A 26,566-nucleotide genomic window follows, 5' to 3' on the forward strand; every position below is an offset into this window, starting at 1 on the left:
GGTATCGGTCGGTCCGCGGTCATGGTACTGGCGAAACGGCCGGGGGCCACGGAGGGCACGCTGCGGTCCTGGCTGCTGGAGGGGTTGCAGACCGATCGCACCCAGATCGAGCACGGCCCGCACGTGAAGCATCCGTGGTGGCGGGTGATGTGCCTGACGGGTGTGGACTATTTCTCGACGCTGGGCTACCAGCCGGGCATCGCGGCGCTGGCGGCGGGGTTGTTGTCGCCGGTGGCGACGCTGTTCCTGGTGGCCTTGACGCTGCTGGGGGCGTTGCCGGTCTATCGGCGGGTCGCGGTGGAGAGCCCGCGCGGCCAGGGGTCGATCGCGATGCTGGAACACCTGGCGCCGCAGTGGTGGGGCAAGCTGCTGGTGCTGGCGCTGCTGGGGTTCGCGGCCACCGACTTCGTGATCACGATGACGTTGTCGGCGGCGGACGCGACCGCGCACATCATGGAGAACCCGTTCGTGCCCGATTTCCTCCAGGGGCGGCGGGTGCCGGTGACGCTGGTGCTGCTGGCGGCATTGGGCGCGGTGTTCCTGATGGGGTTCAGCGAGGCGATCGGCCTGGCGACGCTGCTGGTCTTCGTCTACCTCGGGCTGAACGCGGTCGTCGTGGCCACCGCCGTCGCGCACGTGATCGAGACGCCGCACGCGTTGATCGACTGGCGGCGGGCGCTCGGCATGACCTACAGCACTCCGGCGGCGATGATCGGGCTGTCGCTGCTGGTGATGCCGAAGCTGGCGCTGGGGTTGTCGGGGTTCGAGACCGGGGTCGCGGTGATGCCGGTGATCAAGGGGGACATCCCTGAACGGATCAAGGGCGCCCGGCGGCTGCTCACCACCGCGGCGTTGATCATGAGCGTGTTCCTGGTCTGCTCCAGCTTCGTCACGACCGTGCTGATCCCGTTGCACGAGTTCCAGCCGGGCGGCAGGGCGAACGGGCGCGCGCTGGCGTATCTGGCGCACCAGTACCTGGGGGAGTGGTTCGGCACGGTCTACGACGTGTCCACGATCGCGATCCTGTGGTTCGCGGGGGCCTCGGCGATGGCCGGGCTGATCAACTTGGTGCCGCGCTACCTGCCTCGCTACGGCATGGCGCCGGGCTGGACGGGGGCGGTGCGGCCGCTGGTGCTGGTGTTCTCGGTCATCGCGTTCGCCATCACGATCATCTTCGACGCGGACGTGGACGCCCAGGGTGGCGCCTACGCCACCGGCGTGCTGGTGCTCATCCTGTCGGCGGCCATCGCCGTGACGTTGTCGGCCCGCAGGCAGAGGCAGCGGGCGGCCTCAGCGGGGTTCGGAGTGATCGCGCTGGTGCTGGCGTACACGCTGGTGGCCAACGTGATCGAGCGGCCGGACGGCGTGAAGATCGCCTCGTTCTTCATCGTCACGATGGTCGGGACCTCGCTGATCTCCCGCATCACCCGCTCCACCGAGCTGCGCTCCACCAGCGTGCGACTGGACGCGGTGGCCGAGCAGTTCGTCAACGACGCCTGCGGAGAGATCCACGTGATCGCCAACGAGCCGGACAAACGCGACCAGGCCGAGTACAACGACAAGCTCCGCGAGACCTGGCTGAACCATCGGCTGCGCAGCGCGGAGCCGATCATGTTCGCGGAGGTATCGGTGAGGGACGCCTCGGAGTTCGAGTCGGAGCTGCGCGTGCGGGGCGAGGACCGATTCGGCCACCAGGTGCTGACGCTGGAGAGTTCGGCGGTGCCCAACTCGCTGGCGGCGCTGCTGCTCTACCTGCGCGACCGGACCGGGGAGGTGCCGCACATCTACTTCCACTGGGGTGAGGGCAAGCCGGTGGTGGCGATGCTGCGCTACGTGCTGTTCGGCGGCGGGGACGTGCCGCCGCTGACGCGGGAGGTGCTACGCCAGGCCGAGCCGGACCCGGAACGCCGCCCGCACGTCCACGTCGGCTGACGGGCACCCCGGCTGCGCGGGGTTCAGGCCGCCGACCAGCCTCCGTCCACCGGGACGATGGCCCCGTTGACGAACGAGGCGGCGTCGGAGGCGAGGAAGAGCGCGGCGTCGGCCATCTGCTCCGGCTGCGCCATGCGCTCACCGAGGGCGAGCACCGGGCCGAGGCGGGCGGCGCCGGTCGGGTCGAAGGTCGCGTTCTCGGCGATGGCGGTCATGGTGGGGCCGGGGAGTATGGCGTTGCAGCGGATGCCGTCCTTGGCGTACGCCCAGGCCACGCTGCGGGTCAGCCCGACGACGCCGTGCTTGGAGGCGGTGTAGGCGGCTCCGGCGGTGCCGCCCCGGATGCCGGCTTCGGAGGCGGTGTTGACGATCGCGCCGCCGCCCTGGCTCAGCAGGTGCGGCAGCACGGCGTGGGTGACCAGGAATGTGCCGGTCAGGTTCACCCGCAGCACCCGGTCCCACAACTCGGCCGTGATGTCGTGCGGCAGCGCCATCGTGTCCATGATCCCGGCGTTGTTGCACAGCACGTCGATGCGCCCGTAGGCGGCGATCGCGGCCTCGACCAGGTCGGCTGCCGACTCCTGCGCGGAGATGTCGGCCTGGACCGCCACGGCGGCCTCGCCGATGCCGGCGGCGGTGGCCTCGGCCCGTTCTTTGTCCAGGTCGCAGGCCACGACGCGGGCGCCGGCCTTGGCGAAGGCGACGGCCATCGCCCTGCCGATGCCCGAGCCGGCTCCGGTGATCAGGGCGACCTTGTCGTCAAAGGTGCTCAAAAGCTCGTCCTTCCGCGAACCAACCGGACTGTACTGTCCGGTAATCACCGTAGCCGGTACCCCGGGCGCGGGCAACAGCACCGGACAATTTTGTCCGGTTGGTATCGTGGCAACCATGGCTGGAGTGCGTCGTCCCAACAGGGGGCCCAGCGCCGCGGCCGCGAACCGCGCGGCGCTCATCGTGGCGGCCCGCGAGGTGTTCGCCGCCAACGGCTACGACGCGCCCCTCAGCATGGTCGCCAAGGCGGCCGGCGTCGGCCAGGGCAGCCTCTACCGGCACTTCCCCGACCGCATCAGCCTCGCGCTGGCCGTCTTCGAGGACGGCGTCGCCGAGCTCGAAGCCCTGGCCGCCGAGCCCGGCGCCACCCTGGACGACCTGCTGACCCTGATCACCGAGCAGACCATCGCCTCGACGGCGCTCATCGAGATGGTCAGCGTGCCCCCGGCCGACACCCGCATGATCGAGCTGCGCGATCGCGTGGCCGACCTGCTGGCGGGCGCGCTCGAGGAGGCCAGGCGCGCGGGGCGGGTCCGCGCCGACCTCACCGCCGACGACCTGGTCATGGCCGTCGGCATGCTCGCCGGCGTGCTGGCCAAGCGGCCGGCGCCGGCCCGGCGCGTCGCGGCCGTCCGCGTGTGGGAGCTGCTGCGCCGGGGCATCGGCGCCTGAGCCGGCAGCTCACCAGGTGACCGGCAGCTCGTAGACGCCGTAGACGGACCCGTCGTGCTTGAACGGGATCCGATCCAGCTCCGCGGCGGCCCGCAGGGTCGGGATACGCCGGTAGAGCGTGCTGTAGACGACCTGCAGCTCCATGCGGGCCAGCGACTGCCCCAGGCACTGGTGCACCCCGAACCCGAAGGCCACGTGGTGACGGGCCTCGCGCTCGATGTCCAGCCGGTACGGGTCGGGGAATGCCTCGGGGTCCCGGTTGCCGATGTCGCCCGCGATGATCAGCCCGTCGCCTGCCCTGATCACCTCGCCGGCGATCTCGATGTCCTCCAGGGCGACGCGGCGCCGCCCGTTGTGCGTGATGTGCAGGTAGCGCAGCAGCTCCTCCACCGCCCGCGCGACCTGCTTCGGGTCGTCGGCGTGGCGCAGCAGGTCGAGCTGGCCGGGATGCTCCAGCAGGGCGAGCGTGCCCAGCGCGATCATGTTCGCGGTGGTCTCGTGCCCGGCGATCAGCAGCAGCACCCCCATCTGCGCCGCCTCCGCTCGCGACAGCTGCCCGGCCTTGACCCGCTCGGCCAGCCCCGACAGCAGGTCGTCGCCCGGGTGTTCGAGCTTGCGGCCCATGAGGTCGTCCAGGTAGGCGTGGAGCTTGCCGAGGGCGGCGCCGCGCTCCTCGGGCGCCGCGCCGCGCTTGATGACGGTCTTGCTGTTGTCCTGGAAGAAGTCGTGGTCGGCGTACGGCACGCCGAGCAGCTCGCAGATCACCAAGGACGGCACCGGCAGGGCGAACGCCTCGACCAGGTCCACCGGGTTCGGGCCCGCCAGCATCTCGGCGATCAGGTCGTCCACGATCTTCTGCACGGCCGGCCGCATGGCCTCGATGCGCCTGACCGCGAACGGCGCCGTCACCATCCGGCGCAGCCTGGCGTGCTCGGGGTCGTCCATCAGGATGAAGCTGATGGGCGAGCCGCCGGGGACGACCCCGACGGGCGCCGGGTAGCCGGGCCGGGTGACGTCGGCGCTCACCCTGGGGTCGGCCAGCAGGGCCCGCTGCTCGGCGTAGCGGGTCACCAGCCAGGCCGTGGTGTCGTTCCACAGGCGGACCTTGGCCAGCGGGCCCTGCTCCTGCTTGTCGCGCAGGATCGGCGGCGGGTCGAACGGGCACCCCGCCGCCCTGGCCATCGGGAATTCCGGGAGTTCGGCCGGATCCAACTCAACCGTCATCGCTTGGGTTCCTTCCGAAGGGAGGTGAAGGGAAAAGCCTGGAGCGGGAATCGGGCCTGGTCAGGGGCGGTCAGGGGCCTTCGGGGCTGGCGGGCCGCGCCTTGCCCGGCGTCCTGGTCACCGGGGCCAGCCACAACCCCACGATCGCGTCGATCAGCCCGGTCGCGGCGTCGTGCCAGCTCGAGCGGAGTGTGGGCGCGCCCTCGGCGAGCGCGTGTTCGCGGCCGGCGCAGATGTGCACCATGAGCTGGCTGGCCATCTCGTTGCGCTCGGCGTGCACCTCGGGGGGCAGCGCGGGCAGGCAGCGGTTGAGCTCGCCGAGGATCCGGTGCAGCGAGGGCGAGGTCAGGGCCTCTTCGATCATGATCTCGCGCAGCGCCGGGTCGGTCCTGACCTGGGCGCCGAACCGCGCGTACCAGGTCGGGGCGCCCAGGTCGGCCAGGTGCTCGGTGACGGGGCGCACGAGGCAGGCGATCCAGTCGCGCGCCTGCGCGGACCCCGCGGTTTGCGCCACCATCCGGGCGCGCACCCGCTCGATCTCGCAGGCGTGCTTGCGCACGATCGCGCGGACGAGGTCGGCCTTGGTGCCGAAGTGGTAGCCGACCGCGGCGTTGTTGCCCTGCCCGGCGGCCTCGCTGACCTGCCGGTTGGACACGGCGATCACGCCGTGCTCGGCGAACAGCCGCTCGGCCGCCGTCAGGATCTGCTCCCGGGTGGCGCTGACACGCTCGGCGCGCGCGGTCCGGCCGGCCATGGTCACCATCCCCGCCTTACGATGACAAGCAAGAACGCCGCCAGTTAACCTCTCCTGTCATCGTAAGTCAATCGACTGCATTAAATGGGCTCAGAACCCCATCGAGGCCCCGCCGTCCACCGGGATCACCGCGCCGGTGCGGAGCTGAGCGTGCCCTTCATCGCGTCGTGGACCGCGCTCAGCAGGCAGGCGGCCCGCACGTCCGGCGTGCCTTCCTGCAGGCGGTTCATCACGTAGCCGAACGCCAGCCCCGTCGCCGGGTCGGCGAAGCCGAGCGACCCGCCGAGACCGCCGAAGCCGAAGGCCGTCGGCGAGTACCAGAACGCGTCCTGCGTCGGCAGGCCGAACCCGGTGCCGATCCTGACGGGGACCCGCAGGATGCGGTCGATGCCGCTGACCTGTTCTGCGGTCGCCTCGGCCAGGTTCGCCGGGGTGAGGATGCGGTGCCCGTCGACCTCGCCGATCAGCGCGGCGTAGAAGCGGGCCAGCGCGCGGGCGGTGCAGATGCCGTTCGTGGAGGGCATCTCGGCGGCCTGCTCGGCGGGGTCGTTGTGGTCCAGCGAAGGAGTGACGACGGACATCGACCGCATGGTCAGCGACGTCGGGTCGGTGAAGGCCGCCATCATGTCGCGTACGGGCTCGGGCAGCGCGTCCAGGTCGACGGCGGCCATCTCGCCGGGGCCGGGCACCGTGGAGACGATCCGGCTGACCCGGTGCCGCTCGCGCTCGGGCAGCCCGATCCAGAAGTCGAGCCCGAGCGGCCCGGCGATCTCCTCGGCGAGGAAGGTGCCGATGCTGCGGCCGCTCACCCGCCGTACGACCTCTCCGACCAGCCAGCCGTAGGTCATCGCGTGGTAACCGTGCTCCGTGCCCGGCTCCCAGAACGGTCGTTGCGCCGCCAGCGCGCTCACCATGGGCTCCCAGGCGATCGCCTGCGCAGGGGTGATCGGCCGGTCGATCGCGGGCAGCCCGGCCTGGTGGGTGAGCAGCCAGCGGACGGGGATGCGCTCCTTGCCGGCCGTCGCGAACTCGGGCCAGTAGTCGGCGACGGGTGCGTCCAGGTCCAGCTCGCCGCGCTGGGCCGGCACGAGGGCGCAGGCGGCCGTGATGGCCTTGGTGGTGGAGTAGACGATCTGCAGGGTGTCGCGCTCCCAGGGGCGGCCCGTGCCGGGGTCGGCGAGGCCGCCCCACAGGTCGACGACCTTGCGGCCGTGCAGGTAGACGGCGACCGCCGCGCCGATCTCCCGCCCCTCTGCCAGGTTGGCCGCGAACGCCTCGCGTACTGCTTCGAATCCCGGTGCGGTCTCCCCGCGTGTTTCTGGCAATGCGTCATCGCCTTCCGTGTCGCTGAGTCTTCGTGGCAGGGCGGCGCCTCAGCGGCGCCACTTCTCGACCAGCCAGGCGCACAGCTCCGGTTCGGTCATCTCGGGGAACTCCTCGGTGAACGCGGCGAGCGCGCGGATCGCCTCGTCCCGGTCAAGGCCGCGGGCGGCGGCCTGCCTGAGGTAGTCCTGACGCGCGAGGGAGGGACGGCCTCCGCCCGCGCCGCGCCCTGGCAGGCTCTCGCGCCAGCGCACGATCTCCCGCAGCCGCTCGGCCCGCCAGCCGGGGGACCCGTCGACCTCGACGTCGGGCTCGGGGAAGGGGTGACGGGAGTCGCCGGGATAGCGGGTGCGCCATTTGTGCACCGCGTGACGGGTCACTCCCAGCGCCTCGGCGACGCCGATGACGCCGAGGTAGCGCTCGGTCATGGTGCACCAACCTGTCTGGGTGAGCCTCCTCCGGATTTCTACCACGGATGAACATTGTCTACGTTCGAGACAATGTTAGCGTGGAATGGAAACATCGTCTACATCGGAGACAAACTAATGTGCCGCGCGGGCCTGAAGGAGGTCGGCCAGGAAGTGCAGCAGCGCCGCCGACGTCGTCGCAGAAGTGATGGCCTGCTCACTGATCAGCCGCTGGATCCGCAGGATCGGCAGCCATTGCGCGAGCTCGCCACCCTCCGCCGGCTCGCCGCTCTCCTGCGCGGCGGTGGGGGAGACCTGGTGGGCCAGGAAGATCTCGTGGTCGCAGTCGGCGACGTCCCCGGCGGGGTGGATCCTGATCAGCGGCACCAGCTCGCCCGGTCGCCAGCCGGTCTGCGCCTCCACATGCCGGGCCGCGGCCGACTCCGGCGTCTCGTCCCGGCCGATCTCACCGAGCGGGATCTCCCACCCCCAGGTGTCGGTGATGACGCGGTGCCGCCACAGGAGCAGGACGCGGCCGTTGTGGAAGACCACCGCTCCCGCGGCTCGGGGCGTGCGGACGAAGGGCCGTTCGACGTGCTCTCCGTCGGCCAGTTCGACGTCCACGACGCGCAGGTCGAGGCCGTCCGCCGCGTAGAGCAGCCGTTCCGAGCGGCGCATGGAATGCTCCTCACCGATTCGCCGGATACGCACTCTGAGAATACGCACAAGCTCAGCGGGCACCACGGGGGGAAAGAAAGAACGTCAGAGGGAGCGATTAGCCTTGGCGGTGTCGTCCCGCCCCGGGCCGACGCCGGGCTCCGGCTCGGCCCACACGTCAGTGATGTCCCAACGTTCGACCGAAGGGGAAGCGATCGTGGGGTCTTTCGAGGGCGGAGGGCTGCCCCCGGATGACGTCGTCGTCACGGCCCTGCGCGCCGGCGACGAGACGATGTTCGCGGCGCTGCTCGACACGTGGTCCGGGGGCATGTTGCGGGTCGCCAGGTCCTACGTCTCCACCGACCACTCGGCCGAGGAGGTCGTCCAGGACACGTGGCTGGCGGTGATCGGCGGGATCGACGCCTTCGAGGGCCGGTCCTCGCTGAAAACCTGGATCTACCGCATCCTGGTCAACGCCGCGAAGAAACGTGGCGTGCGCGAGAGCCGCACCCTGCCGTGGAGCGCCCTCGAACACGACGGCGTCCCCGTCACCTTCGACGGGGCCGCGCCGCCGCGCGGCTGGAAGGAGTTCTCGGCGGCCTGGCCGACCCCCGAGGGCGAGGCGCTGGCCTCGGAGGTGCGCGGGCTGATCGGTGAGGCGCTGGCCAGGCTGCCGCCGAGGCAGCGCATCGTGATCACCCTGCGCGACGTCGAAGGGTGCACCTCCGACGAGGTCTGCGACATCCTGGAGATCTCGGCGGCCAACCAGCGGGTGCTGCTCCACCGCGCCCGCACGGCCGTGCGCGGCTGGCTCGCGGGCTACTTCGAGGCGGTGAAGCAGCCAGAATAGCTCGGGGGGCTCCTGCCGGTCCGTGCAGCGGCCACAATAAGTGAAACGGTTCATCTCCGACACACGATAAGGGCGGAACGTCGTGAAGCGGTTCACCTGCGACGAGCTGGTAAAACTCCTCACCGCCTACCTTGAAGACGCCCTCGGCCAGACCGAGCGCGAGGGCGTACGGGCGCATCTGGCGAGCTGTGGAGGGTGCGAGCGTCACCTGGAGCAGTTCCGCGCGACCATCGGCGCCCTCGCCGACCCGCCCCCCGAGAAACTCCCCGCCGACCTGCGCGACCGGCTCATGTCCGCCTTCCGCGAACGACACCGGTCATGAGCGGCGGAAGCTGTCGCGCAGCGCGGCGAGCACCGGCTCGGGGATGACGCGCCCGTCGCGCAGGCAGCCGAGCGCCGCGATCGTCGCACGGAACTGCGCCAGCCATCGCGCGCACCTCGGGCAGCCGCCCAGATGTCCCTCCACACCCCGCTGCCGTCCGGCCGGGAGCTCCTCCTCCAGATAGTCCGTGAGCAGCCCGACCACCTCCGCGCACCCGGGCCCGCCCATTTCCCGCTCCATGTGACCTAGTTCCGGACAAGCCCCATCCGTTACACGCAAATCCGGATGTAACGCTCGCGCGGCTCGCGGGTCTGTAGGTGCGAACACCGCAGACCCGGACGCCACGCGAAGGGGAAACGATGATCGGGCTGACCGCCGAGGGCACACCGTTGCGGGACGCCTCGGAGGTGGCGGACTTCGCGCGCCGCTGCTTCCGTCCCGACACAGGAAACCAGGTGGGCGTCGAACTGGAGTTCCTGGTTTTCTACAGCGGCGCGGATGCCCGGCACGTCCCGCTGTCCAACGTCGAACGCGCCCTGCCCGCGATGGCGGGCGGCAGCAGCGTGACGTTCGAGCCGGGCGGCCAGCTCGAACTGTCGGGCCCCGCGGGATCACTGTCCGAGGCGCTGAACCGCCTGACCGCCGACGTCACCGCCGTACGCGACGCCCTGCGCCCCGCCGGCATGGCGCTGGCCGGGGTGGGCCTGGACCCGGTGCGCCCGGCCCACCGCCAGCTCCGCCTGCCCCGCTACGAGGCGATGGCCGCCTACCTCGGCGTGCCCTACGGCCCGCTGATGATGTGCTCGACCGCCTCGATCCAGGTCAACGTGGACCTGGGCGAACGGCCGGCGGCGCGCTGGGAGCGCGCCCACGCTCTCGGGCCCATGCTGCTGGCGGCCTTCGCCAACTCGCCTCTGAGCGGCGGACGGCCGTGCGGCTGGATGTCGGGCCGCCAGGCCGTCTGGGACCGCCTCGACCGCACCAGGACCGCGCCCGTGCCCGCCTCGGGCGACCCCGCCGCCGACTGGGCCGCCTACCTGCTGGACGCCCGGCTCATGCTGGTACGCGAGGCCGGTGAGCGTTACCGGCCGATCCGGGACGGCTCGACGTTCCGTGACTGGCTGGAATCCGGCGACGGGCGCCGTCCCACCGCCGAGGACCTCGCCTACCACGCCACCACCCTCTTCCCGCCGGTGCGGCCCCGCGGCTGGCTGGAGATCCGCTACCTCGACGCCCAGCACCCTGCGGCCTGGCCGGTGTGCGTGGCCGTGACCCACGCCCTCATCGCCGACGACCGGGCCGGCGACGCCGCGATGGCGGCGGCGGAGCCGTACCGGGGGCTGTGGGAGACCGCCGCCCGCTGCGGGCTGTCCGACCCCCGCCTGCGCAAGGCCGCCGAGGCGGGTTTCCGCGCCGCACTGGAGGCGCTCCCGCGCCTCGGCGCAGGCCCCGGCCTGGTGGCGGAGGTGGCCGCCTTCGCCGACCGCCACGTGAGCACCGGCCGGTCCCCGGCGGCCGACCTGATGGATCCGCCACCGGGCCACCCCACCCCGGCCTGGCTGACCGACTGATGACTGTGCCGAACTCCTCCCTACGACGGACCGACCGACTGACGACGGCAATGGACGACGAAGGACGGCCATGAACGACTTCGACACCAAGGAACGCATCGCGGCCCAGCTCCTCGCGGTGCGCGACCGTTCGCTGACCTACACCGAGGCCGACGACGATCTCCTGCTGCGCCAGCACTCCCCGCTGATGTCGCCCCTGGTGTGGGACCTCGCGCACGTGGGCAACTACGAAGAGTTGTGGGTGCTGCGGGAAGCCGCGGGCATCACGCCCCTGCGCCCCGAGATCGACGACATCTACGACGCCTTCAAGACCCCGCGCAAGGACCGCCCCACCCTGCCCTTCATGGGCCCGGTCGAGGCCCGCCGCTACATCGAGGGCGTGCGCGGGCGGGTGCTCGACGTCCTCGACACGATCGACCTGGACGACCCCGCGCCGCTGCACCGCGACGGTTTCGTGTTCGGCCTGGTGATCCAGCACGAGCACCAGCACGACGAGACCATGCTCGCCACCTGGCAGCTCTCGGGCCAGCCGGGCCTGGTTCGCGACGGCGACCTGCCGCAGGGCCGCGACCGGGGCCCGGAGGAGGTGTACATCCCGGCGGGCCCCTTCCAGATGGGCACCACCACCCTCCCGTGGGCCTACGACAACGAACGCCCCGGCCACCGGGTGGACCTGCCCGCGTACTGGATCGACCGGCTCCCCGTCGGCAACCGCGCCTACGCGGCCTTCATCGAGGGCGGCGGCTACGACGACCCACGCTGGTGGACCCCCGAGGGCTGGCAGTGGCGCCGCGGCACCGACTCCACCGCCCCCCTGTTCTGGACCAGGGACGGCGACACGTGGTGGCGTACCCGCTTCGGCCGCGCCGAGCCCGTCCCGATGGACGAGCCGGTCCAGCACGTGTGCTGGTACGAGGCCGACGCCTACGCCCGCTGGGCCGGCAAGCGGCTGCCGACCGAGGCCGAATGGGAGAAGGCCTGCGGCTGGGACCCGAAGGAGCAGCGGGCCCGCCGCTACCCGTGGGGCGAGCAGGAACCGGGGCCCGACCTGGCCAACCTCGGCCACCGCGCCGCCCGGCCCGCGCCCTTGGGCGCCTACCCGGCGGGGGCCGGCGCGTACGGGGTCGAGCAGATGATCGGAGACGTCTGGGAGTGGACCGGCTCCTGGTTCCACCCGTACCCGGGCTTCCGCAGCTTCCCGTACAAGGAGTACAGCGAGGTGTTCTTCGGACAGGAGTACCGGGTGCTGCGCGGCGGCTCGTGGGCGGCCGACCCGGCGGCGGTGCGGACGACGTTCAGGAACTGGGACTATCCGATCCGCCGGCAGATCTTCACCGGGTTCCGGTGCGCGCGTTCGGAACGGGACTGACATGTGCAGGCACGCCGCATGGCTGGGCGCGGCCCGGCCGCTCACCTGGCTCATCCACGACCCTGAGCACGGGCTGCTCACGCAGTCGTACGCGCCGCGCCGCCAGCGCCAGGGCCTGATCAACGCCGACGGGTACGGCATGGGCTGGTATGTCCCCGGCCGCGACGAACCCGTCCGGTACCGCCGCGCCGTGCCCATGTGGACCGACGCCAACCTGCCCGCGCTCGCCTCGGTCGCCCGCTCGACCTGCCTGCTGGCGGCCGTGCGCTCGGCCACTGTCGGCATGCCCGTCGAGGAGAGCGCCACCGCCCCGTTCACCGACAGGAACTGGCTGCTCAGCCACAACGGCCGGGTCGCCAGGGACGCGGTGCGGCCCCTGGCCGACGGCGCGGAGAGCGCGTGCGACGCCGCCTGGGTGGCTGCCGCCGTGTTCCAGCGCGGCCGCGCCGGGCTCGGCCTGGCCGAGGCGCTGGCCGAGGTCGTCGTGAACGCCGGCTCCAAGGACCCCGCCGCCCGCCTGAACCTCCTCGCCTGCGACGGCACGTCGATCGCCGCGACCGTCTGGGGCGACACGCTCTTCGTCCACCGGCTGTCCGACGGCGTGCTCGTGGCCAGCGAGCCGTTCGACGACCTGCCGGGCTGGCAGGCCGTCGAAGACCGCAGCCTGCTGACCGTCACCGCCGGTGACGTGCGCGTCCAGCCCCTGTGATCTCACCTCAGGAGGATCCCATGACCGTCAGTCAGTCGATCGTACATGTGATCAACCACCTCGACCGCGACTATCTGCGCCAAGCCCTCGAACACGACGTCGGCGTCGGCCTGACGGCCTCGCCCAAGTGGCTGCCGCCCAAGTGGTTCTACGACGCCACCGGCAGCGAACTGTTCTCCCGTATAACCCGATTGCCGGAGTACTACCCGACCCGCAGGGAGCTGTCCATCCTGCGGACGCGGGCCGTCGACCTGGCGGCCGACAGCGGCGCCGACACGCTGGTCGAGCTGGGCTCGGGGACCAGCGAGAAGACCGTGCTGCTGCTCGACGCGCTCGCGCACGCGGGCACGCTGCGCACCTACACGCCCGTGGACGTGGACGCGGTCACCCTGGAGTCGGCGGCCGGACGGGTGGCCGGACGCTACCCGGGCCTCGCGGTGCGCGCGGTGTGCGCCGACTTCGAACGCCACCTGGCGCTGCTGCCGCGTACCGGGCGGCGGATGGTGGCCTTCCTCGGCGGCACCATCGGGAACCTGGAGCCGGGCGTGCGCTCGGTCTTCCTCAAGGAACTGCGCGCCACGCTGCGGCCGGGGGACACGTTCCTGCTCGGGGCCGACCTGATCAAGGACACCGGGCGGCTGGTCGCGGCCTACGACGACGCCGCCGGGGTGACGGCCGCCTTCAACAGGAACGTGCTGCGGGTGGTCAACCGCGAGCTCGACGCCGACTTCGACGCCGAGGCGTTCGAGCACGTGGCGGTCTACGACGAACGCCACGACTGGATCGAGATGCGGCTGCGGGCCGTACGGGACATGCGGGTCTGGGTCGGCGCGATCGGGCTCGGCGTGGACTTCACGGCGGGGGAGGAGATGCGTACCGAGATCAGCGCCAAGTTCCGTCAGGAGGGGCTGCGCAGGGAGCTCGCGGCGGCGGGCTTCCGGGTACGCCGCAGCTACACCGACCCCGACGACGACTTCACGCTGGTCCTGGCCGAAGCGTGACGCCGCAGCCGGGGACCCGGACCGAAGCCGCCTGCGAGAGACGGGCCGACTTCAAGGAGGAGAGGCACGCCGTCGTCGGGGAGAACGTCGATTTCGACGGGCAGGTCGGGGAGAGGTGGCGCGCCGCGCGGAGCGTGCTGCCCCCCGGCCACCTCGACGCGGCCGGCTGCAACGTGCCCAGCGACGGGGTATTCGACGCCGTCGTGGGGCACCTGCGGCTGGAACGCGAACGCGGCGGCTACGCGGCCGTCCCCGACCTCACCGAGACGAAGTCGTCCCTGGCCGCGCTCGTCGGCGCAGGTCACGCGGACGTGGCGTTCACCGAGAGCGGGACGGCCGCGATGGCTGCCCTGCTGGGCGGCTGGCGGCTCCCGCCCGGCAGCCGCGTCGGCCACCCGCGCACCGAGTACGGCAGCACGCTGATGCTCCTGCGCCGCCTGGCCGCCGCCCGCGACTGGAACCTGGTCGACCTGCCGGTGGACGACCACACCCGCCTCGACATGGACGCCCTGCGGACCCGGCTGGCGGCCGGTCTCGACCTGGTGGTCGTCTCGCACGTCGCCTCCCATCGCGGGGTCGTGCAGCCCGCCGCCGAGATCGGGGCGTTGTGCCGCGCGTCCGGGGTCCCGTTCGTGCTGGACGTCTGCCAGTCGCTCGGGCACGTCGAGGCACGGGGGTCGGGCGCGAGCGCGTACGTGGGCACCTCGCGCAAGTGGCTGGCGGGGCCGCGCGGCGTCGGCTTCCTGATCGCCCCCGGCCTCACGCCCGCCATGGACGCCGCCGCGCCCACCCTCACCGGTCACCTCTGGAGGACGCCGGATGAGGAGCCGGTGCCGCTGCCCGGCGCGGTCCGCTACGAGAGCTCGGAGGGGCCGATCGCGGCCCGCGTCGGCCTCGGCGTGGCCGCTCTGGAACTCCTGCGGCTCGGCCCGCCGGCGGTCCACGCCCATCTGGCGGACCTCGGCCGTACCGCCCGGGGGCTGCTCGACGGGGCCGGAGGCTGGCGCGTGGCCGAGCCGCAGGACGAGCCGTCCGCCCTGATCACGCTGAGGCCGCCGCCCGGCGACACGGCCGAGCACGCCGCCGTCCGGGCGTCGGAGGCGTCCCTGCTGGTCAACGTCGTTCCGGTCGGTCGTGCGCCGCTGGACCTGCGCGAGCCCGTGCTCCGCGTTTCCCCGCCGCCGGGCACGCGCCTGGAGACGCTGGAAGCGCTCGCCCGCGTCCTGGCCTGCTGACTTACCACGGCGCCACGGGGGAGCGGCGGGGCCGGAACCCCTGCCGCCGCACGGGCGGCGGCGTCGGGGTGTGCCTGCCCCTCCGGCTTTCATCCGCCCTGAGCGCGACACCGTCGTCCCAGCTCATGCCCTGCATCCATTACCTCCTCGCATTCACGCCGGTCTGGCCGATGTCACGAGATACGCACGGCCGACCCATCGGGTTCGCCCGCGCTGAACCCTCCCGGCAATCCCGGCGTATCCCGATATATGCGATGCGGACCCTGGATTTCGCTATGAAAGCGCGCACCTCCACCACCGTCGCCATTGCAGCCGCGGGCCTCATCACCCTGGTCGCGGCGCTGCAGTTCGGCGGCGGGATGATCGAGACGGAGATCCCCGGCCTCCCCAGCGCGGGCCCGCTCACCAACTGGGGCCTGCCCGTGGCCAGGTTCTGGATGGACGTGTGCGCCGTCGCCTGCATCGGCACCCTGCTCGCCGCCGTCGTCCTGGCCCCCTCGGGCTCCCCGGAGTCGTCGGCCTGCACCCGCGCGGCCGGCTGGTGGGCGCTCGGCCTGGCGGCCGGCGCGGCCGTGAGCTACGTGCTGACCGTGTCCAGCATGATCCCGATGCCGGTCGCCAACCTGCTCGCCTTCCCCGACCTGCTCGGCTTCGGCGCGTCGATCCCGCAGACCCAGGCCCTGCTCATCGTGCTGGCCACCGCCACCGTCCTGGTGCCGATCACGATCGTGCCCCGCTTCCCCGGCTGGATCCGCCTGGCCCTGGCGGCGTTCGCGATCCTGCCGCCCGCCTACGTGGGCCACGCCGCCTCTTCCGGCGCGCACGACGTCGCGGTCTCCGCGATGGTGTCCCACCTGCTGGGGGTCTCCGCCTGGGTGGGCGGTCTGGCCGCCGTGCTCGTCCACTTCCGCCGTTCCGAGCGGCTGGCGACCGTACTGCCCAGGTTCAGCACGATCGCCCTGTGCTGCTTCGCGGCCGTCGCCCTGTCGGGCCTGGTCGGCGCGTGGGTACGGCTGAGCACCCCCGCCGACCTCTGGCAGACCTCCTACGGACTGCTCCTGCTGGCCAAGACCGCCACACTCGGGCTCCTGGCCTGGTTCGGCCTGAGCCACCGCCGCCGCACGGTCCTCGGCATCGCCGAGCGGAGCGTGCGCCACACCTTCGTCCGGCTGGCCGCGGGCGAGGTGACCGTGATGGCCGTGGCGATGGGACTGGCCGTCGGCCTGTCGACCACACCGCCGCCGGTCTCCGGCCACGAAAGCGCCGCCCCGCCCCCCTCGTTCACCCCCATCGCCCTGATCACCGAGTTCCGCCTGGACCCGACGGTGCTGCTGCTCCTGGCGCTGCCCGCGATCGGCTACCTGATCGGCGTGCGCAGGCTGCCTTCCTGGCCGGCGGGCCGCACTCTGTCCTGGTACGCCGGCCTGGCGTTGATCGCGCTGGTCCTGTTCGGCGGGGGCGCGGGCTACGCCGGCACGGTGCCGTACGTCCACGCCGTCCAGCACGTCGTGCTCTCCGTCATCGCCCCCGTCCTGCTGTGCCTGGGCGCCCCGATCACCCTGGCCGCCCAGGCCACCACCGCCGCCTCCCAGTACGGCCACCTCGGCTCCCGCATGCTCGCCTGGCGGATCACCCACCCCGCGGTCCTGCTGCTCGCCGGCGCCCTGCCGGGCATCCTGCTGTACGGGACGGCCTGGCTGCCCTGGTCCCTGTCCGACTGGGCCGCCCGCCTGGCGACCCAGGCGTTGTTCGTCTGCTCGGGACTGCTGGTCTTCTGGGTGGTGGCGGGCGTGGACCCACTGCCCAGGGCGTTCCCCGCGACGGCCCGCGCCTGGCTGCTGGCCGCCGTCGCCGTCGGCCAACTCGGCCTGGGCGCCGCCCTGATGCTCGGGCCGCAGCTCGCGCCCGGCCGGCCCCCGTCGCCTGGGGTCGATCTGCTCGCCGACCAGCGCCTGGCCGGGGCCGTCTTCCTGCTCCTGCCGCTGCCGCCGCTGGCCGTGCTGGCCGTCCGCCTGACCGGGCGTCCGAGCGGGCGGGCCCGCGCCGCCCTGCGGACGGACGCGCTCGCCTGACCGAGCCGGCACCAGGCGCCACCAGCTCCGTCAGCCGGGCAGGCGGACGGAGAGCGCGTGGTGGAAGACGTCGCGTGGGTCCCAGCGCGCCTTCACCCGCTGCAGCCGCGCGTAGTTGGCCCCGTAGTAGATCGTGGACCAGGGCACGTCCGAGGTGTTCCACTTCGGGTCGGCGTGATCGATGTCCGGGTAGTTGATGTAGGCGCCGCCGCAGTTCCCTCCGGGGGCCGGAACGCCGCCCGTGGCCGCGAACGTGCGCTGGTGCAGCCGGCGCACCCACTCCAGGTGCTCGGCCCCGTCCTGGCCCTCCTCCCAGGTCACCAGGTGGATCATCTTCAGCACGGATCGGCGCTCCACCGTGGCCGTGGCCTCCGGCCGCACCGTGTTGACCAGCCCCCCGTACGACAGCAGCCACAGCAGCCCCGTGGACGAGACCTCGCCGGCGGTCCCCAGGTGCTCGTAAGCCACGTCCGCCTGCTCGTCGGTGAGGTGTTGACGCAGGTAGGCCGACTTGCCCTTGTAACGACCCGACTCCGACGCCTCGCCGAGCGACAGCGTCCGCACCGCCTGGAACCACGGCATGCGCTCGAACGGCGGCACGAACACCTCGGGGGTGACGCCCTCGGCCACGGCCGCGAAATAGTCGCGCAGGAGCCGCTCGGCGCCGGGAACGGTGGCGGCCACCTGCGTGGGCAGGGCGATGCCGCCCGGGTCGGCGCCTGTCTGACGGCCGGGGATCAGCAGGGAGCCCCACAGGGCGGCGTACGGGCTGTCCGGGGCGCTGTGGCGTTCGTGCCATTCGCCGTGGTTGCGCAGCAGCCGCCGGAACGACTCCTTCGTCATCCCGTTCCATGACCACAGGGCCACGCCCGACAGGACGCTCGCGGGCGGACGGGGAAGCAGCTTGCCGGGGTCGCGGCCGCGCACGTTCGGGTCGCGCATCCAGTAGCGGGTCACGATGCCGAAGTTCCCGCCGCCGCCACCCGTGTGGGCCCACCACAGGTCGTGGTTCGGGTCGGACGGGTCCCTGGTCGCCACGACCGCCCGCGCCCGTCCCGACCGGTCGACCACCACGACCTCCACCGCGTCCAGGTAGTCGACGGTGAGGCCGTGCAGGCGGGACAGCGGCCCGTACCCGCCGCCCGCGATGTGCCCCCCGGCGGCCACGCCCCCGCATTGGCCGCCGGGGATCGTCACGCCCCAGCCGAGGTAGAGGGTGCGGTACGCCTGCATCAACGTCGCCCCCGCCTCGATGGCGAACGCGCCCCTGCGCTCGTCGAAGTACACCTCCGACATCTCGCACAGGTCGATCACCACCTGTGCGCCGTCGCCGACGAAGTTCTCGTAGCAGTGGCCGCCGCTGCGCACGGTGACGCGGCGGCCCGCCCGCACCGCCTCGTTGACGGCCGCGACGACCTGCTCCGTCGAGCCAGGCACGTGGAAGTAGTCGGGTTGCGGGCGGAAACGCTGGTTCGTCCGGCGGACCACGAGGTCCTCGTAGCGCGCGTCACCCGGGCGTACCACGATCGGCCCGAACGCCGGGCCGCCACTGCTCGCGGCGGCGGCCGGCGCGAACGACGACGTGACCGCCGCACCGCCGAGCGCCGCCGTGCCGCCGAGAAGCCCCCGGCGTGTCATCTCACCCACGATGTCCCCCTGCTGCGAGTCCGGAATGTGCATCTCGAACGCTAGAAGCGCGGCCGGTTCGGCAGAATGCACCCAGATCCACACCAGGGTGGACGTAACTACACCATCCTTGAGCCAGGTCTACGAGCGTGTCGTGTCGTCGTGGTGGACGGTGCCTGCCGGAGCGGAACGGCGGCGGGTGTCGACGGCCGGAGCCAGGAAGACGGCGGAGGCGACGAAGGCGAGCACCACGAGCATGGCCGAACGCAGGCCCCAATGGTCGCCGAGGAAGCCGAGCCCGGGCGGTCCGACGAGGAAGGCGACGTACCCGATGGTGGCCACCAGGCTGACGCGGGCCGTCTCGTCAGGTCCGGTCTCTCCCGCGGCGGACAACGCGACGGGGAAGCCCAGGGACGCTCCGAGGCCCCAGAGCAGGACGGCCGCTCCGGCCAGCACGGCGCTGTCCGAGAAGATCACCAGGAGCAGGCCGAGCGCTCCTGAGACGGCGCTGGCGCGCACGACGATCGTGCGGCCGAAGCGGTCGAGGAAATAGCCGCCGGCGAAGCGGCCGATGGTCATGGAGGCGGCGAAGGCGGTGTAGACGAGGGATCCCGTGGTGGCGTTCAGGCCGTGCCCGTCGACCATGAGCAGCGGCAGCCAGTCGTTGGCGGCTCCCTCGGCCAAGGCCATCGCCAGGACGATCGCGCCGATGAGGAGGAGTTGGGTGTCCTTCCACAGCTTCGGCCGAGGATGACCGGCGTCGGCCTGGCCGGGTGCGTGGATGCCGGTGCCCGAGGGGATGAAGCGGATGGCGTACAGGAGCATCGCGGCCGTGATCAGTGTGACCGCGGCCAGATGCCAGTGCACCGGGAGGCGGGCGGCGGTGGCCGCGATGCCCGTGCCGGCGCCGAGGACGGTGCCCAGGCTGAAGCAGCCGTGCAGGATCGGCATGGTCGTCTTGCCGGTGATGCGCTCGACGTCGGCGGCATCGACATTGATCGCGACCTCGCCCCCGCCCATGCCGGCGCCGAACACGAACAGGCCCGCCATGACCAGCGGCGCGGACGACAGGAGGCTGCCGACGCTGATGACGGCCAGGCTCGCGACGATCAACGTGGTTCCCACGCCCATGACGGCTCTGGTCCCGAAGCGCGAGACGAGACGCCCTGAGGACAGGACCCCGATCATGGAGCCGAGCGAGAGGCCGAACAGAATCCAGCCCATCTGGCCGGTGGACGCCTCCAGCCGGTCGCGGATGTCCGGGGTTCGGGTCACCCATGACGACATGGCGATCCCCGGGAGGAGGAAGAACAGGAACAGCGCTTGCCGGCGCTGGCGCGTGGCGAGGTTCATGAAAGAGGAGGTCTCCGGGGGAGTGCGGATGTCCGGCAGGCCAGGCGCTGGCGCCCGTACAGAAGTACAGATCAATACTAACGGGAAGAAGGATGCACATACATGATGTAAGTGCCCATAAGGGGTGAGTCTGGCACCACTCATAAATGCTGGTGAGTGGGTAGAGCCACCTGTATGAGGAAAAAGGGACAAGTATACCATCCAGGTGCGAAAGTTGAACAAAGTGGTATCTACGACTGCGACTCTGTCAATGGCCATGAGGTTCTCCTGGTAGATGGTCGTGGGTTCTCTGGGCTGGTGGCCACCAGAAATCCATGTTGATGGCCGGGGTGTTCCTGGTGGATGGTCAGGTCAGTGGGATGACGCCGTTGCCTGCCAGGGCCTCGGCGAGCCGGTGGGAGTCGCCCTTGGCGAGGACGAGGTGGGCGTGGTGCAGAAGCCGGTCGACCGAGGCGGTGGCCAGGGTCTTGGGCATGATCGTGTCGAACCCGCTGGGGTGGATGTTGCTGGTGATCGCGATTGAGCGGCGTTCGTAGGCGGCGTCGATGATGCGGTAGAAGGCCTCGGCGGCATCGTCTCCGGCGGGGAGCAGCCCAATGTCATCGATGACGATCAAATCTGCTCGGCAGATCTTGGTGACGGTGCGGGCGACCGATCCGTCGACCTTGGCCTTGCCGATCGTGGAGGTCAGGGTTTCCAGGGTGAACCAGGCCACTCGCAGATCTTTCTCGATCGCGGCATGCGCCAGGCCCTCGGTGAAGTGCGACTTGCCTGTGCCCGAGGCTCCGGCGATCACGAGGTTCTCCGCGCGGCTGATCCATTCCAGCGTGGTGAGCGCGTTTTGGGTGGCCTGCGGGATGGAGGAGTCCTCGGGTCGCCAGGAGGCCAGTGTCTTGCCGGTGGGGAAGTTGGCCGTTGAGCGGCGCAGGCGGCGGGTGGCCGCGTCGCGGCCGACGACTTCTTCAGCGATGAGCACTCGCAAGACTTCGGCTGGGTCCCAGCGTTGCGCGCGGGCGGTGGCCAGCACATCGGGTGCGCTCCTGCGCAGGTAGGGCAGCCGCATCCGGCGCAGCAGCCGGTCCAGCTCCTCAGGCAGGGCTGGTGGCGTTGGGGTGGTCATGGGCAGGACTCCTCGAGGGTGTGTCGGTGGCGGCGAGGTGGCCGTGTTGCTCCATGCGCAGGCGCAGCCAGGCTCGTTGGTAGAAGAACTCGCGGCGCACGGGGTCTGGCGCGACGCCGTGCAGCAGGTGGGGGCCGGCCTGGTCGAGCGCGTCCAGCAGGGCATGGGCATGCTGGGCGGTCAGGACCAGCACGGGACAGGGCAGGGTGGGGGCCTGCCCGGCGGGGGTTGCTGCCGGGCAGGTGGAGTGTGGTGCGGTCACCGGCCCAGGGCCTGCCAGCCGCTGGTGCCCGGCTGGATGGAGTGGCTCTCATCAACGCGGACCACCTCGCCGGCGGCTTGGTGATCGGCCAGATGGTCCAAAATGGCGGGCAGGTCGTCGTCGGCGAAGCGGCCGGCGATGGCGGCCAGGCCGAGCGCCTCATCGACGCGTTCGATGCCTAGCACGGTGGCCAGTTCGACGGCGCGGGCCATCTTGGCTCGGATCCTGCTTGCTCCGGCTGGTCCGGCCTCGGTCAGCCAGCGGTGCGCGCCCGGCCCGATCGCCAGGAAGGCGATCTCGGCCTCGCTGCGGGGTTTGGGCTTGGGCGCGTGGATGCTGCGCCCTTGCGGATGGCCGGGGTAGTGCTCATCGAGGATCTGCGGGCTGCCCGGCGTGGAGACGACATGGCGGGCGATCTCGGTCAGGTCGGTGCCGGTGCGGGCGGTGATGACCAGTTCCTCGCCGACCACTCGCACCCACACCTTGGCGCCGACGTGCCCGGGCGGGGTGGAGTAGCGGACCGAGGCGAAACTGATGGTCTGATCGTCATAGACGGTCCGCTCGGCGCCCAGCGCGAGCGCGAACGGCTCGGCGGGCAGCACGTGCAGCCGCTGCTGCTCGATCAGCAGCCGCTCGGCGGGGATCTGCCCGGTGGCCCGATGGCGGCGGTTGTTGATCCGCTCGCACCAATCCCGGCAGGCCGCCGCCAGTTCGGCGAAGCTGCCGTACTCGCTGCGCAGGTTCGCCTCGGTCGGCACCAGGTCGGCCTTGGCCAGGCGGACAGTAGCCTCCGCTCCGCCCTTGGACTCGGGATCGTAGGGGACGCAGGTCTCCACGGTGCAGCCGTAGAAGCGGCCCGCGGCAACGATCTGCGGATGGCGGACCGCGATCCCCGCGACGTGGTCGGTGGTCACCGTCTTGGCGTTGTCGGTCAGCACATAGGTCGGCGCGCCGCCGATCCGCCGCAGCGTGGAATCCAGGCACGACACCAGCGTGCCGAGCGTGCAGTCCCAGACCGGCAGCACCACACGGAACCTCGACCAGGCCAGCCAGGCGCAAAACAACCAGGTCCGCCGCCCCGCGATGCGCGGGCCCTCACCCCAGTCGACCTGCAGCCACATGCCCGGCTCGGGAATCCACGGCCGGTAGGTGCGCCGCCGTCCAGCCTTCCATGCCGTCTTGGCCGCGTTCACCGCCCGTCGCGTCGAGCGCGGGCTGCCCCGGTAGCCCATCGCAGTCAACTTGTCATGGGCGACATCGGCGCGGATCTTCGCCTTCGACGCCTCCACCCACTCCTCGATCTTCTCCAGGAACGGGTCGATCAGCTTTGGCCGCGCAGCCCGCTCGAACGGGTTGAGCCCCAGGTCACGCAGCTCCACGTAACGCTTGACGGTCTTCGGATCAGTGCCGCTCAACTGCGCGGCTGACCACATGGTCTTGGTCAGGTCGTATGCCTCAAAGATCTTCATGATCTCTCTGTCAGACTTGGTCACGGGACCTCTTCGGTCGGCTTGCGAATGCGGCAAACATCAGCAAACCGGACCGGAGAGGTCTCCTCAGGACAGGGCGGAGATCAGGACACCCGAGGCCATCCACCAGGATTTCTCGTGGCCATCAGCCGAGACTCAACTGGCCGCCCACCAGGAGCTTGCCATGGCCGTCGGCAGACTCGGGGTGCGACCACAGCACGAACGTGAGAGGCCACGTCTTCCCGCCGATGCCGAGGGGCTGCGACGGCAAGGGGTGGGTCATGCGCACGCCAACTCCGGCACGCGCGAGGTAACGTCCCACCATGGACCCGGAGGCGGTGTGGGCTTCGATTGAGGGCCGATGCGCTCGCGCATCGGAAACCTGACAAGCGTCCAGAAATGCGACCGAAGATCGCTAGGCTGCGACGATGGAACGCACAACCGACGGGCCCGAGACCTTCGCGCCAGAGCGTCCTGCCCGTTCGACCGCAACCCAGCGTGCAGATCCGGTCCAGGCGAACGACTACGACAGCTTCGCCGAGGCGTACTCGGCGGAAACCGAGAACAACATCATCAACGCACACTGGACGCGGCCCGCGATCACAGCCCTCGTCGGAGACGTGGCCGGCCGCCGGATCCTGGACGCCGGCTGCGGCTCAGGCCCCCTGTCCGCCGCCCTGCGCGAGCGCGGTGCCGTCGTCACCGGCATCGACGCCAGCGCCGGGATGCTGGAGCTGGCCAGGCGGCGGCTCGGTGACGACGCGGACCTGCGCGTGGCCGACGTGAGCGATCCGCTGCCGTTCGCCGACGGTGCGTTCGACGACGTGGTCGCCTCGCTGGTGCTGCACTACCTGGAGGACTGGGGGCCGACGCTGGCCGAGATGCGGCGGGTGCTCAGGCCCGGCGGCCGCCTGATCGCGTCGGTGCACCACCCGTTCGTGGACTACCTGTTTCAAGATCCCCGGCCCAACTATTTCGCGACCACCAGCTACACCGACGAGTGGACGTTCAACGGGCAGTCCTTCCCGATGACCTTCTGGCGCAGGCCGTTGCACGCGATGACCGACGCCTTCACCGCCGCCGGGTTCCGCCTTGCCGTCATCAACGAGCCGCAGGTCGACCCGGCCGTCCGAGAGCTGTTCCCCGATGACTTCGATGACTTCGTGAACAAACTGAGTTTCCTGTGCTTCGTCGTCGAGGTACCGCCGTCGGCTGCGGGCTCGGACGACTAGCCAACCACGCCAAGGGAAATTCGGGTGCGGAGGGTCAGTGGGGTGGTGTGTGATCGGGGGGTGGCGATCGAGATGGGCAGGCCGGGGGCCGACGGGCTCGGTGACGTGGTGCGGGTGCTGGGGGAGTGGCAGGACGACGGAGGGCCCCTGCAGTTGCATCCGGGGGATGTGGGGTGGTTCTGGCGGTTCGGTGTGAAGCGGACCGCAGAGGCTACGCGGACCTGGAGCCGAGCCGGGGAGGTTCTGGCGGTCGGGCTGCTGGATGGTGCGGAGTTGCTGCGGTTGGCTTTCGCGCCGGAGGCGTCGCGGGACGAGGAATTGGCGCAGCAGGTGGCCGAGGACGTGTCGGCACCTGAGCGTGGTGTGCTGCCTGAGGGCAAGGTGTACGTCGAGGCGCCGATGGGTGCGCTGGTCCAGGACCTGTTGTTCAAAGACGGCTGGGAGAGCGGCGAGCCGTGGACACCGCTTCGGCGTGACCTCGGCGCCCCTGTGCCGGATCCCGGCGTTCACGTCGAGGCGATCGGGCCGCAACAGGCGCACGAGTGGGCCGAGGTCCTGCGGGCGTCGTTCGACGGGTCGACGTTCACCGACGAGCGCTGGCACGCGATGGCGGCAGGCGCGCCGTATGCCGACGCGCGATGCCTGGTCGTTCGCGATGAGCAGGGCCAGGCGGTGGCGGCCGTGACGGTGTGGTCGGCGGGTGAAGGCAAGCTCGGCCTGATCGAGCCGATGGGGGTGCACCGGGCACACCGCGGTCACGGTTACGGCCGAGCGATCACGGTCGCCGCGGCGCGCGCACTTCAGGAGCTGGGTTCGTCCAGCGTGGTCGTGTGCACTCCGAGCTCCAACGTCGGCGCCGTCGCCACCTACCGGTCGGCCGGCTTCGAGCAGTTGCCCGAGAGACGAGACCTGTGCCGCGACGCTTCCTGAGGCTCTCGGTTCTAAGATCACTCAAGAACAGCTACCTGCGGGAAGAGCTCACTCATGCGCACCCTTTACGTCGTCACCCATCCGGAGGCGACGCACCACGTTGAGGGGGTCGTCGGCGGCTGGCATGATTCGCAGCTGACGCCAGTGGGTCTCAGCGCGGCGGTCTCCATCGCCCAGGCGCTGCGGGCTCAGATTCCGGACGGCGCCGATGTGGAGTTGTTCTCATCGGATCTGCGGCGCACCCGGCAAACGGCCGAGAAGGTTGCCGAGTTGTTCGGCGTGAAACCAATCCTGGACCGCAGACTGCGGGAGAAATCCTACGGAGAGGCGGGGGGAAGGCCGAAGGAGTGGCTGGACCGACGATTCGTCCCGCCACCGGCTGCCGGGGAGCGGTTGGAACACGACGAGGGCGTGGAAGGTGCCGAGACCAAGGCGGAGTTGGCGCGGCGCATCTACGCGGCCATGGACGAGATCGTGCAGCGCCCCTGCGAACACCAGATCATCGTGACCCACGGTGGCTCCCTGACCTTCGTCGTGACGTCCTGGATCAAGATGCCGATCAAGGCGGTCGGCCATGCCAGCTTCCGGGTGCGATCCGGCAGCATCACCACGCTGCGCGAAGACGACTTCTACCACAACCGCACGGTCGTCAATCTCGGTGACACCCTCCACCTCGACCCCGCCGCAACCTCCTGAGGTGAACCCGCGCGGGCGCGTGGCCGTACCTCGATGTGAGGACAGGTGAGGAGGTCGGCCACCGTGCGGCACTGGATCGCGGGCGTGAGCGCAGGACTGTTGCTGACGACGATCTTGAATGTGGGGACGGCCAGTGCGCACGGCGCGCTGGAGAGCCCTCTCAGCAGGGCGGCCGCCTGTGGGGCGGAGGACAGGCCCGCGGCCAAGTCGGCGGCGTGCCGTGCGGCACTGAAAGCGAGCGGCAGCACCATGCCCGGCAACTGGGACAACCTGCGGGTCGCGAACGTCGCCGGCCGGGACCGCGAGATGATCCCGGACGGCAAGCTGTGCAGCGGCGGCCTCGGCATGTTCAAGGGGCTGGACCTCGCCCGCGACGACTGGCCGGCCACCACGCTCGAGCCCAGGGCCCGCTTCACCTTCAAATACCGCGGCACCATCCCGCACAAGGGGACATTCCGCCTGTACATCACGCAGGACGGCTACAACCCGCGCAAGCCGCTGAAGTGGTCCGACCTGGAGCGCGACCCCTTCCTCAAGGTCACCGACCCCAAGCTGACCGACGGCTCCTACGTCCTCAAGGGCCGCCTGCCCAAGGACCGCACCGGACGCCACCTGATCTACACGATCTGGCAGAACTCCGACACCCCGGACACCTACTACTCCTGCTCAGACGTGATCTTCAAGGCGGGCGCGGCCTCGGGCGGCGGACAGGCCGGGCCGGCGATCGTCCGGGAGAGCGCGGTGCCCGGCGACCGTAGCTGGCTGATCGGCATGGCGGCCGTGCTCGCCGGCGGCGTCGGAGCGGCGGCCGTGCTGATCGCCCGCCTGAGCCGCCGCCGTTCCACTTTCTGAGCGGCCCAGCCACACCAGGGCGGCGAGTACGGCGGTCAGGACCGGCAGCCACGCCAGCCGCGACCAGAGCCACCCCGGGCCGGCGGGCTCGTCGGTCAGCCCGGGGATGGGGCCGAGCCGGGCGGTCGCCAGCGCGATGAGGGCGGGCGCCGACTGA

The 26,566-nt window shown here is 71.2% G+C and carries 27 protein-coding genes; 14 read left to right on the forward strand and 13 right to left on the reverse strand.

Translation table 11 applies throughout. The annotated features are described in order from the left end of the window. Positions 1-21: 21 nt before the first annotated feature. Positions 22-1,932, forward strand: a complete 1,911-nt coding sequence (locus ACFOY2_RS28860) for an amino acid transporter (RefSeq protein WP_379531224.1) — start codon at positions 22-24, stop codon at positions 1,930-1,932. Positions 1,933-1,955: 23 nt separating this feature from the next. Here the strand turns inward: ACFOY2_RS28860 and ACFOY2_RS28865 are convergent, their stop codons facing one another. Continuing rightward, entirely contained in the window at positions 1,956-2,705 is a 750-nt protein-coding gene (locus ACFOY2_RS28865) for an SDR family NAD(P)-dependent oxidoreductase (protein WP_379531225.1), read from the reverse strand. 115 nt (positions 2,706-2,820) lie between these two features. Between ACFOY2_RS28865 and ACFOY2_RS28870 the strand changes: the two genes are divergently transcribed. Next, the gene (locus ACFOY2_RS28870) at positions 2,821-3,375 is read left to right on the forward strand and encodes a TetR family transcriptional regulator (protein WP_379531226.1); all 555 of its coding nucleotides are present in this window, start codon (positions 2,821-2,823) and stop codon (positions 3,373-3,375) included. 9 nt (positions 3,376-3,384) lie between these two features. On the opposite strand, the gene ACFOY2_RS28875 is transcribed toward ACFOY2_RS28870, so the two are convergent. The 5 genes from ACFOY2_RS28875 to ACFOY2_RS28895 all read right to left on the reverse strand — a co-directional run bounded on the left by ACFOY2_RS28875 (position 3,385) and on the right by ACFOY2_RS28895 (position 7,761). Continuing rightward, a complete protein-coding gene (locus ACFOY2_RS28875) occupies positions 3,385-4,599 on the reverse strand; it encodes a cytochrome P450 (protein WP_379531227.1) in 1,215 nt (404 codons plus the stop codon). A gap of 70 nt (positions 4,600-4,669) precedes the next feature. Further along, on the reverse strand, positions 4,670-5,362 hold the full coding sequence (locus ACFOY2_RS28880) for a TetR/AcrR family transcriptional regulator (RefSeq protein ID WP_379531228.1): 693 nt from the start codon (positions 5,360-5,362) through the stop codon (positions 4,670-4,672). 116 nt (positions 5,363-5,478) lie between these two features. Further along, complete coding sequence (locus ACFOY2_RS28885; protein WP_379531229.1) at positions 5,479-6,678, reverse strand: serine hydrolase domain-containing protein; 1,200 nt, start codon at positions 6,676-6,678, stop codon at positions 5,479-5,481. A 48-nt stretch (positions 6,679-6,726) separates the two neighbouring features. Further along, entirely contained in the window at positions 6,727-7,104 is a 378-nt protein-coding gene (locus ACFOY2_RS28890; RefSeq protein WP_379531230.1) for a hypothetical protein, read from the reverse strand. A 114-nt stretch (positions 7,105-7,218) separates the two neighbouring features. After that, a complete protein-coding gene (locus tag ACFOY2_RS28895; protein WP_379531231.1) occupies positions 7,219-7,761 on the reverse strand; it encodes an NUDIX domain-containing protein in 543 nt (180 codons plus the stop codon). 196 nt (positions 7,762-7,957) lie between these two features. Between ACFOY2_RS28895 and ACFOY2_RS28900 the strand changes: the two genes are divergently transcribed. Together ACFOY2_RS28900 and ACFOY2_RS28905 are read left to right on the forward strand one after the other, a co-directional pair. Then, a complete protein-coding gene (locus ACFOY2_RS28900) occupies positions 7,958-8,590 on the forward strand; it encodes an RNA polymerase sigma factor (protein ID WP_379531232.1) in 633 nt (210 codons plus the stop codon). 82 nt (positions 8,591-8,672) lie between these two features. Then, on the forward strand, positions 8,673-8,912 hold the full coding sequence (locus ACFOY2_RS28905; RefSeq protein ID WP_379531233.1) for an anti-sigma factor family protein: 240 nt from the start codon (positions 8,673-8,675) through the stop codon (positions 8,910-8,912). Here ACFOY2_RS28905 and ACFOY2_RS28910 read toward each other — a convergent pair. Further along, on the reverse strand, positions 8,907-9,140 hold the full coding sequence (locus ACFOY2_RS28910; RefSeq protein ID WP_379531234.1) for an anti-sigma factor family protein: 234 nt from the start codon (positions 9,138-9,140) through the stop codon (positions 8,907-8,909). The genes ACFOY2_RS28905 and ACFOY2_RS28910 overlap by 6 nt on opposite strands. Before the next feature lie 131 nt (positions 9,141-9,271). Here ACFOY2_RS28910 and egtA point away from each other — a divergent pair, with 131 nt between their 5' ends. The 6 genes from egtA to ACFOY2_RS28940 all read left to right on the forward strand — a co-directional run bounded on the left by egtA (position 9,272) and on the right by ACFOY2_RS28940 (position 16,869). Beyond that, positions 9,272-10,483, forward strand: a complete 1,212-nt coding sequence (gene egtA, locus ACFOY2_RS28915; RefSeq protein ID WP_379531235.1) for an ergothioneine biosynthesis glutamate--cysteine ligase EgtA — start codon at positions 9,272-9,274, stop codon at positions 10,481-10,483. A 70-nt stretch (positions 10,484-10,553) separates the two neighbouring features. Beyond that, positions 10,554-11,852, forward strand: coding sequence for an ergothioneine biosynthesis protein EgtB (gene egtB, locus ACFOY2_RS28920; RefSeq protein ID WP_379531236.1), 1,299 nt, complete (start codon positions 10,554-10,556; stop codon positions 11,850-11,852). A 1-nt stretch (position 11,853) separates the two neighbouring features. Next, the gene (gene egtC, locus ACFOY2_RS28925) at positions 11,854-12,561 is read left to right on the forward strand and encodes an ergothioneine biosynthesis protein EgtC (protein ID WP_379531237.1); all 708 of its coding nucleotides are present in this window, start codon (positions 11,854-11,856) and stop codon (positions 12,559-12,561) included. A 20-nt stretch (positions 12,562-12,581) separates the two neighbouring features. Beyond that, entirely contained in the window at positions 12,582-13,562 is a 981-nt protein-coding gene (egtD, locus tag ACFOY2_RS28930) for an L-histidine N(alpha)-methyltransferase (protein ID WP_379531238.1), read from the forward strand. Further along, the gene (gene egtE / locus ACFOY2_RS28935) at positions 13,559-14,797 is read left to right on the forward strand and encodes an ergothioneine biosynthesis PLP-dependent enzyme EgtE (protein WP_379531239.1); all 1,239 of its coding nucleotides are present in this window, start codon (positions 13,559-13,561) and stop codon (positions 14,795-14,797) included. The genes egtD and egtE overlap by 4 nt, the downstream gene beginning before the upstream one ends. A 275-nt stretch (positions 14,798-15,072) precedes the next feature. After that, complete coding sequence (locus ACFOY2_RS28940; RefSeq protein ID WP_379531240.1) at positions 15,073-16,869, forward strand: cytochrome c oxidase assembly protein; 1,797 nt, start codon at positions 15,073-15,075, stop codon at positions 16,867-16,869. Between the two features lie 30 nt (positions 16,870-16,899). Here the strand turns inward: ACFOY2_RS28940 and ACFOY2_RS28945 are convergent, their stop codons facing one another. The 6 genes from ACFOY2_RS28945 to ACFOY2_RS28970 all read right to left on the reverse strand — a co-directional run bounded on the left by ACFOY2_RS28945 (position 16,900) and on the right by ACFOY2_RS28970 (position 22,982). Continuing rightward, entirely contained in the window at positions 16,900-18,507 is a 1,608-nt protein-coding gene (locus ACFOY2_RS28945; RefSeq protein WP_379531321.1) for an FAD-binding oxidoreductase, read from the reverse strand. A gap of 129 nt (positions 18,508-18,636) precedes the next feature. Then, complete coding sequence (locus ACFOY2_RS28950) at positions 18,637-19,848, reverse strand: MFS transporter (protein ID WP_379531241.1); 1,212 nt, start codon at positions 19,846-19,848, stop codon at positions 18,637-18,639. Between the two features lie 346 nt (positions 19,849-20,194). Then, positions 20,195-20,968, reverse strand: a complete 774-nt coding sequence (istB, locus tag ACFOY2_RS28955; RefSeq protein ID WP_379531242.1) for an IS21-like element helper ATPase IstB — start codon at positions 20,966-20,968, stop codon at positions 20,195-20,197. After that, complete coding sequence (locus tag ACFOY2_RS28960; protein WP_379531243.1) at positions 20,937-21,230, reverse strand: hypothetical protein; 294 nt, start codon at positions 21,228-21,230, stop codon at positions 20,937-20,939. The genes istB and ACFOY2_RS28960 overlap by 32 nt, the downstream gene beginning before the upstream one ends. After that, positions 21,227-22,699, reverse strand: coding sequence for an IS21 family transposase (istA, locus tag ACFOY2_RS28965; protein ID WP_379531322.1), 1,473 nt, complete (start codon positions 22,697-22,699; stop codon positions 21,227-21,229). The genes ACFOY2_RS28960 and istA overlap by 4 nt, the downstream gene beginning before the upstream one ends. Before the next feature lie 145 nt (positions 22,700-22,844). Beyond that, complete coding sequence (locus tag ACFOY2_RS28970) at positions 22,845-22,982, reverse strand: hypothetical protein (RefSeq protein ID WP_379531244.1); 138 nt, start codon at positions 22,980-22,982, stop codon at positions 22,845-22,847. 145 nt (positions 22,983-23,127) lie between these two features. On the opposite strand from ACFOY2_RS28970, the gene ACFOY2_RS28975 reads away from it, so the two are divergent. From ACFOY2_RS28975 to ACFOY2_RS28990, 4 genes are all read left to right on the forward strand, one after another. Then, entirely contained in the window at positions 23,128-23,931 is an 804-nt protein-coding gene (locus tag ACFOY2_RS28975) for a class I SAM-dependent methyltransferase (protein ID WP_379531245.1), read from the forward strand. Positions 23,932-23,991: 60 nt separating this feature from the next. Beyond that, on the forward strand, positions 23,992-24,861 hold the full coding sequence (locus ACFOY2_RS28980) for a GNAT family N-acetyltransferase (protein ID WP_379531246.1): 870 nt from the start codon (positions 23,992-23,994) through the stop codon (positions 24,859-24,861). Positions 24,862-24,915: 54 nt separating this feature from the next. Continuing rightward, positions 24,916-25,557 (forward strand): histidine phosphatase family protein, encoded by a 642-nt coding sequence (locus ACFOY2_RS28985; protein WP_379531247.1) that lies wholly within the window; start codon positions 24,916-24,918, stop codon positions 25,555-25,557. Between the two features lie 63 nt (positions 25,558-25,620). Beyond that, positions 25,621-26,409 (forward strand): lytic polysaccharide monooxygenase auxiliary activity family 9 protein, encoded by a 789-nt coding sequence (locus tag ACFOY2_RS28990; protein WP_379531248.1) that lies wholly within the window; start codon positions 25,621-25,623, stop codon positions 26,407-26,409. The last annotated feature ends 157 nt before the right edge of the window (positions 26,410-26,566 follow it).

Source organism: Nonomuraea purpurea, assembly GCF_042650645.1.
GTDB lineage: Bacteria > Actinomycetota > Actinomycetes > Streptosporangiales > Streptosporangiaceae > Nonomuraea > Nonomuraea purpurea.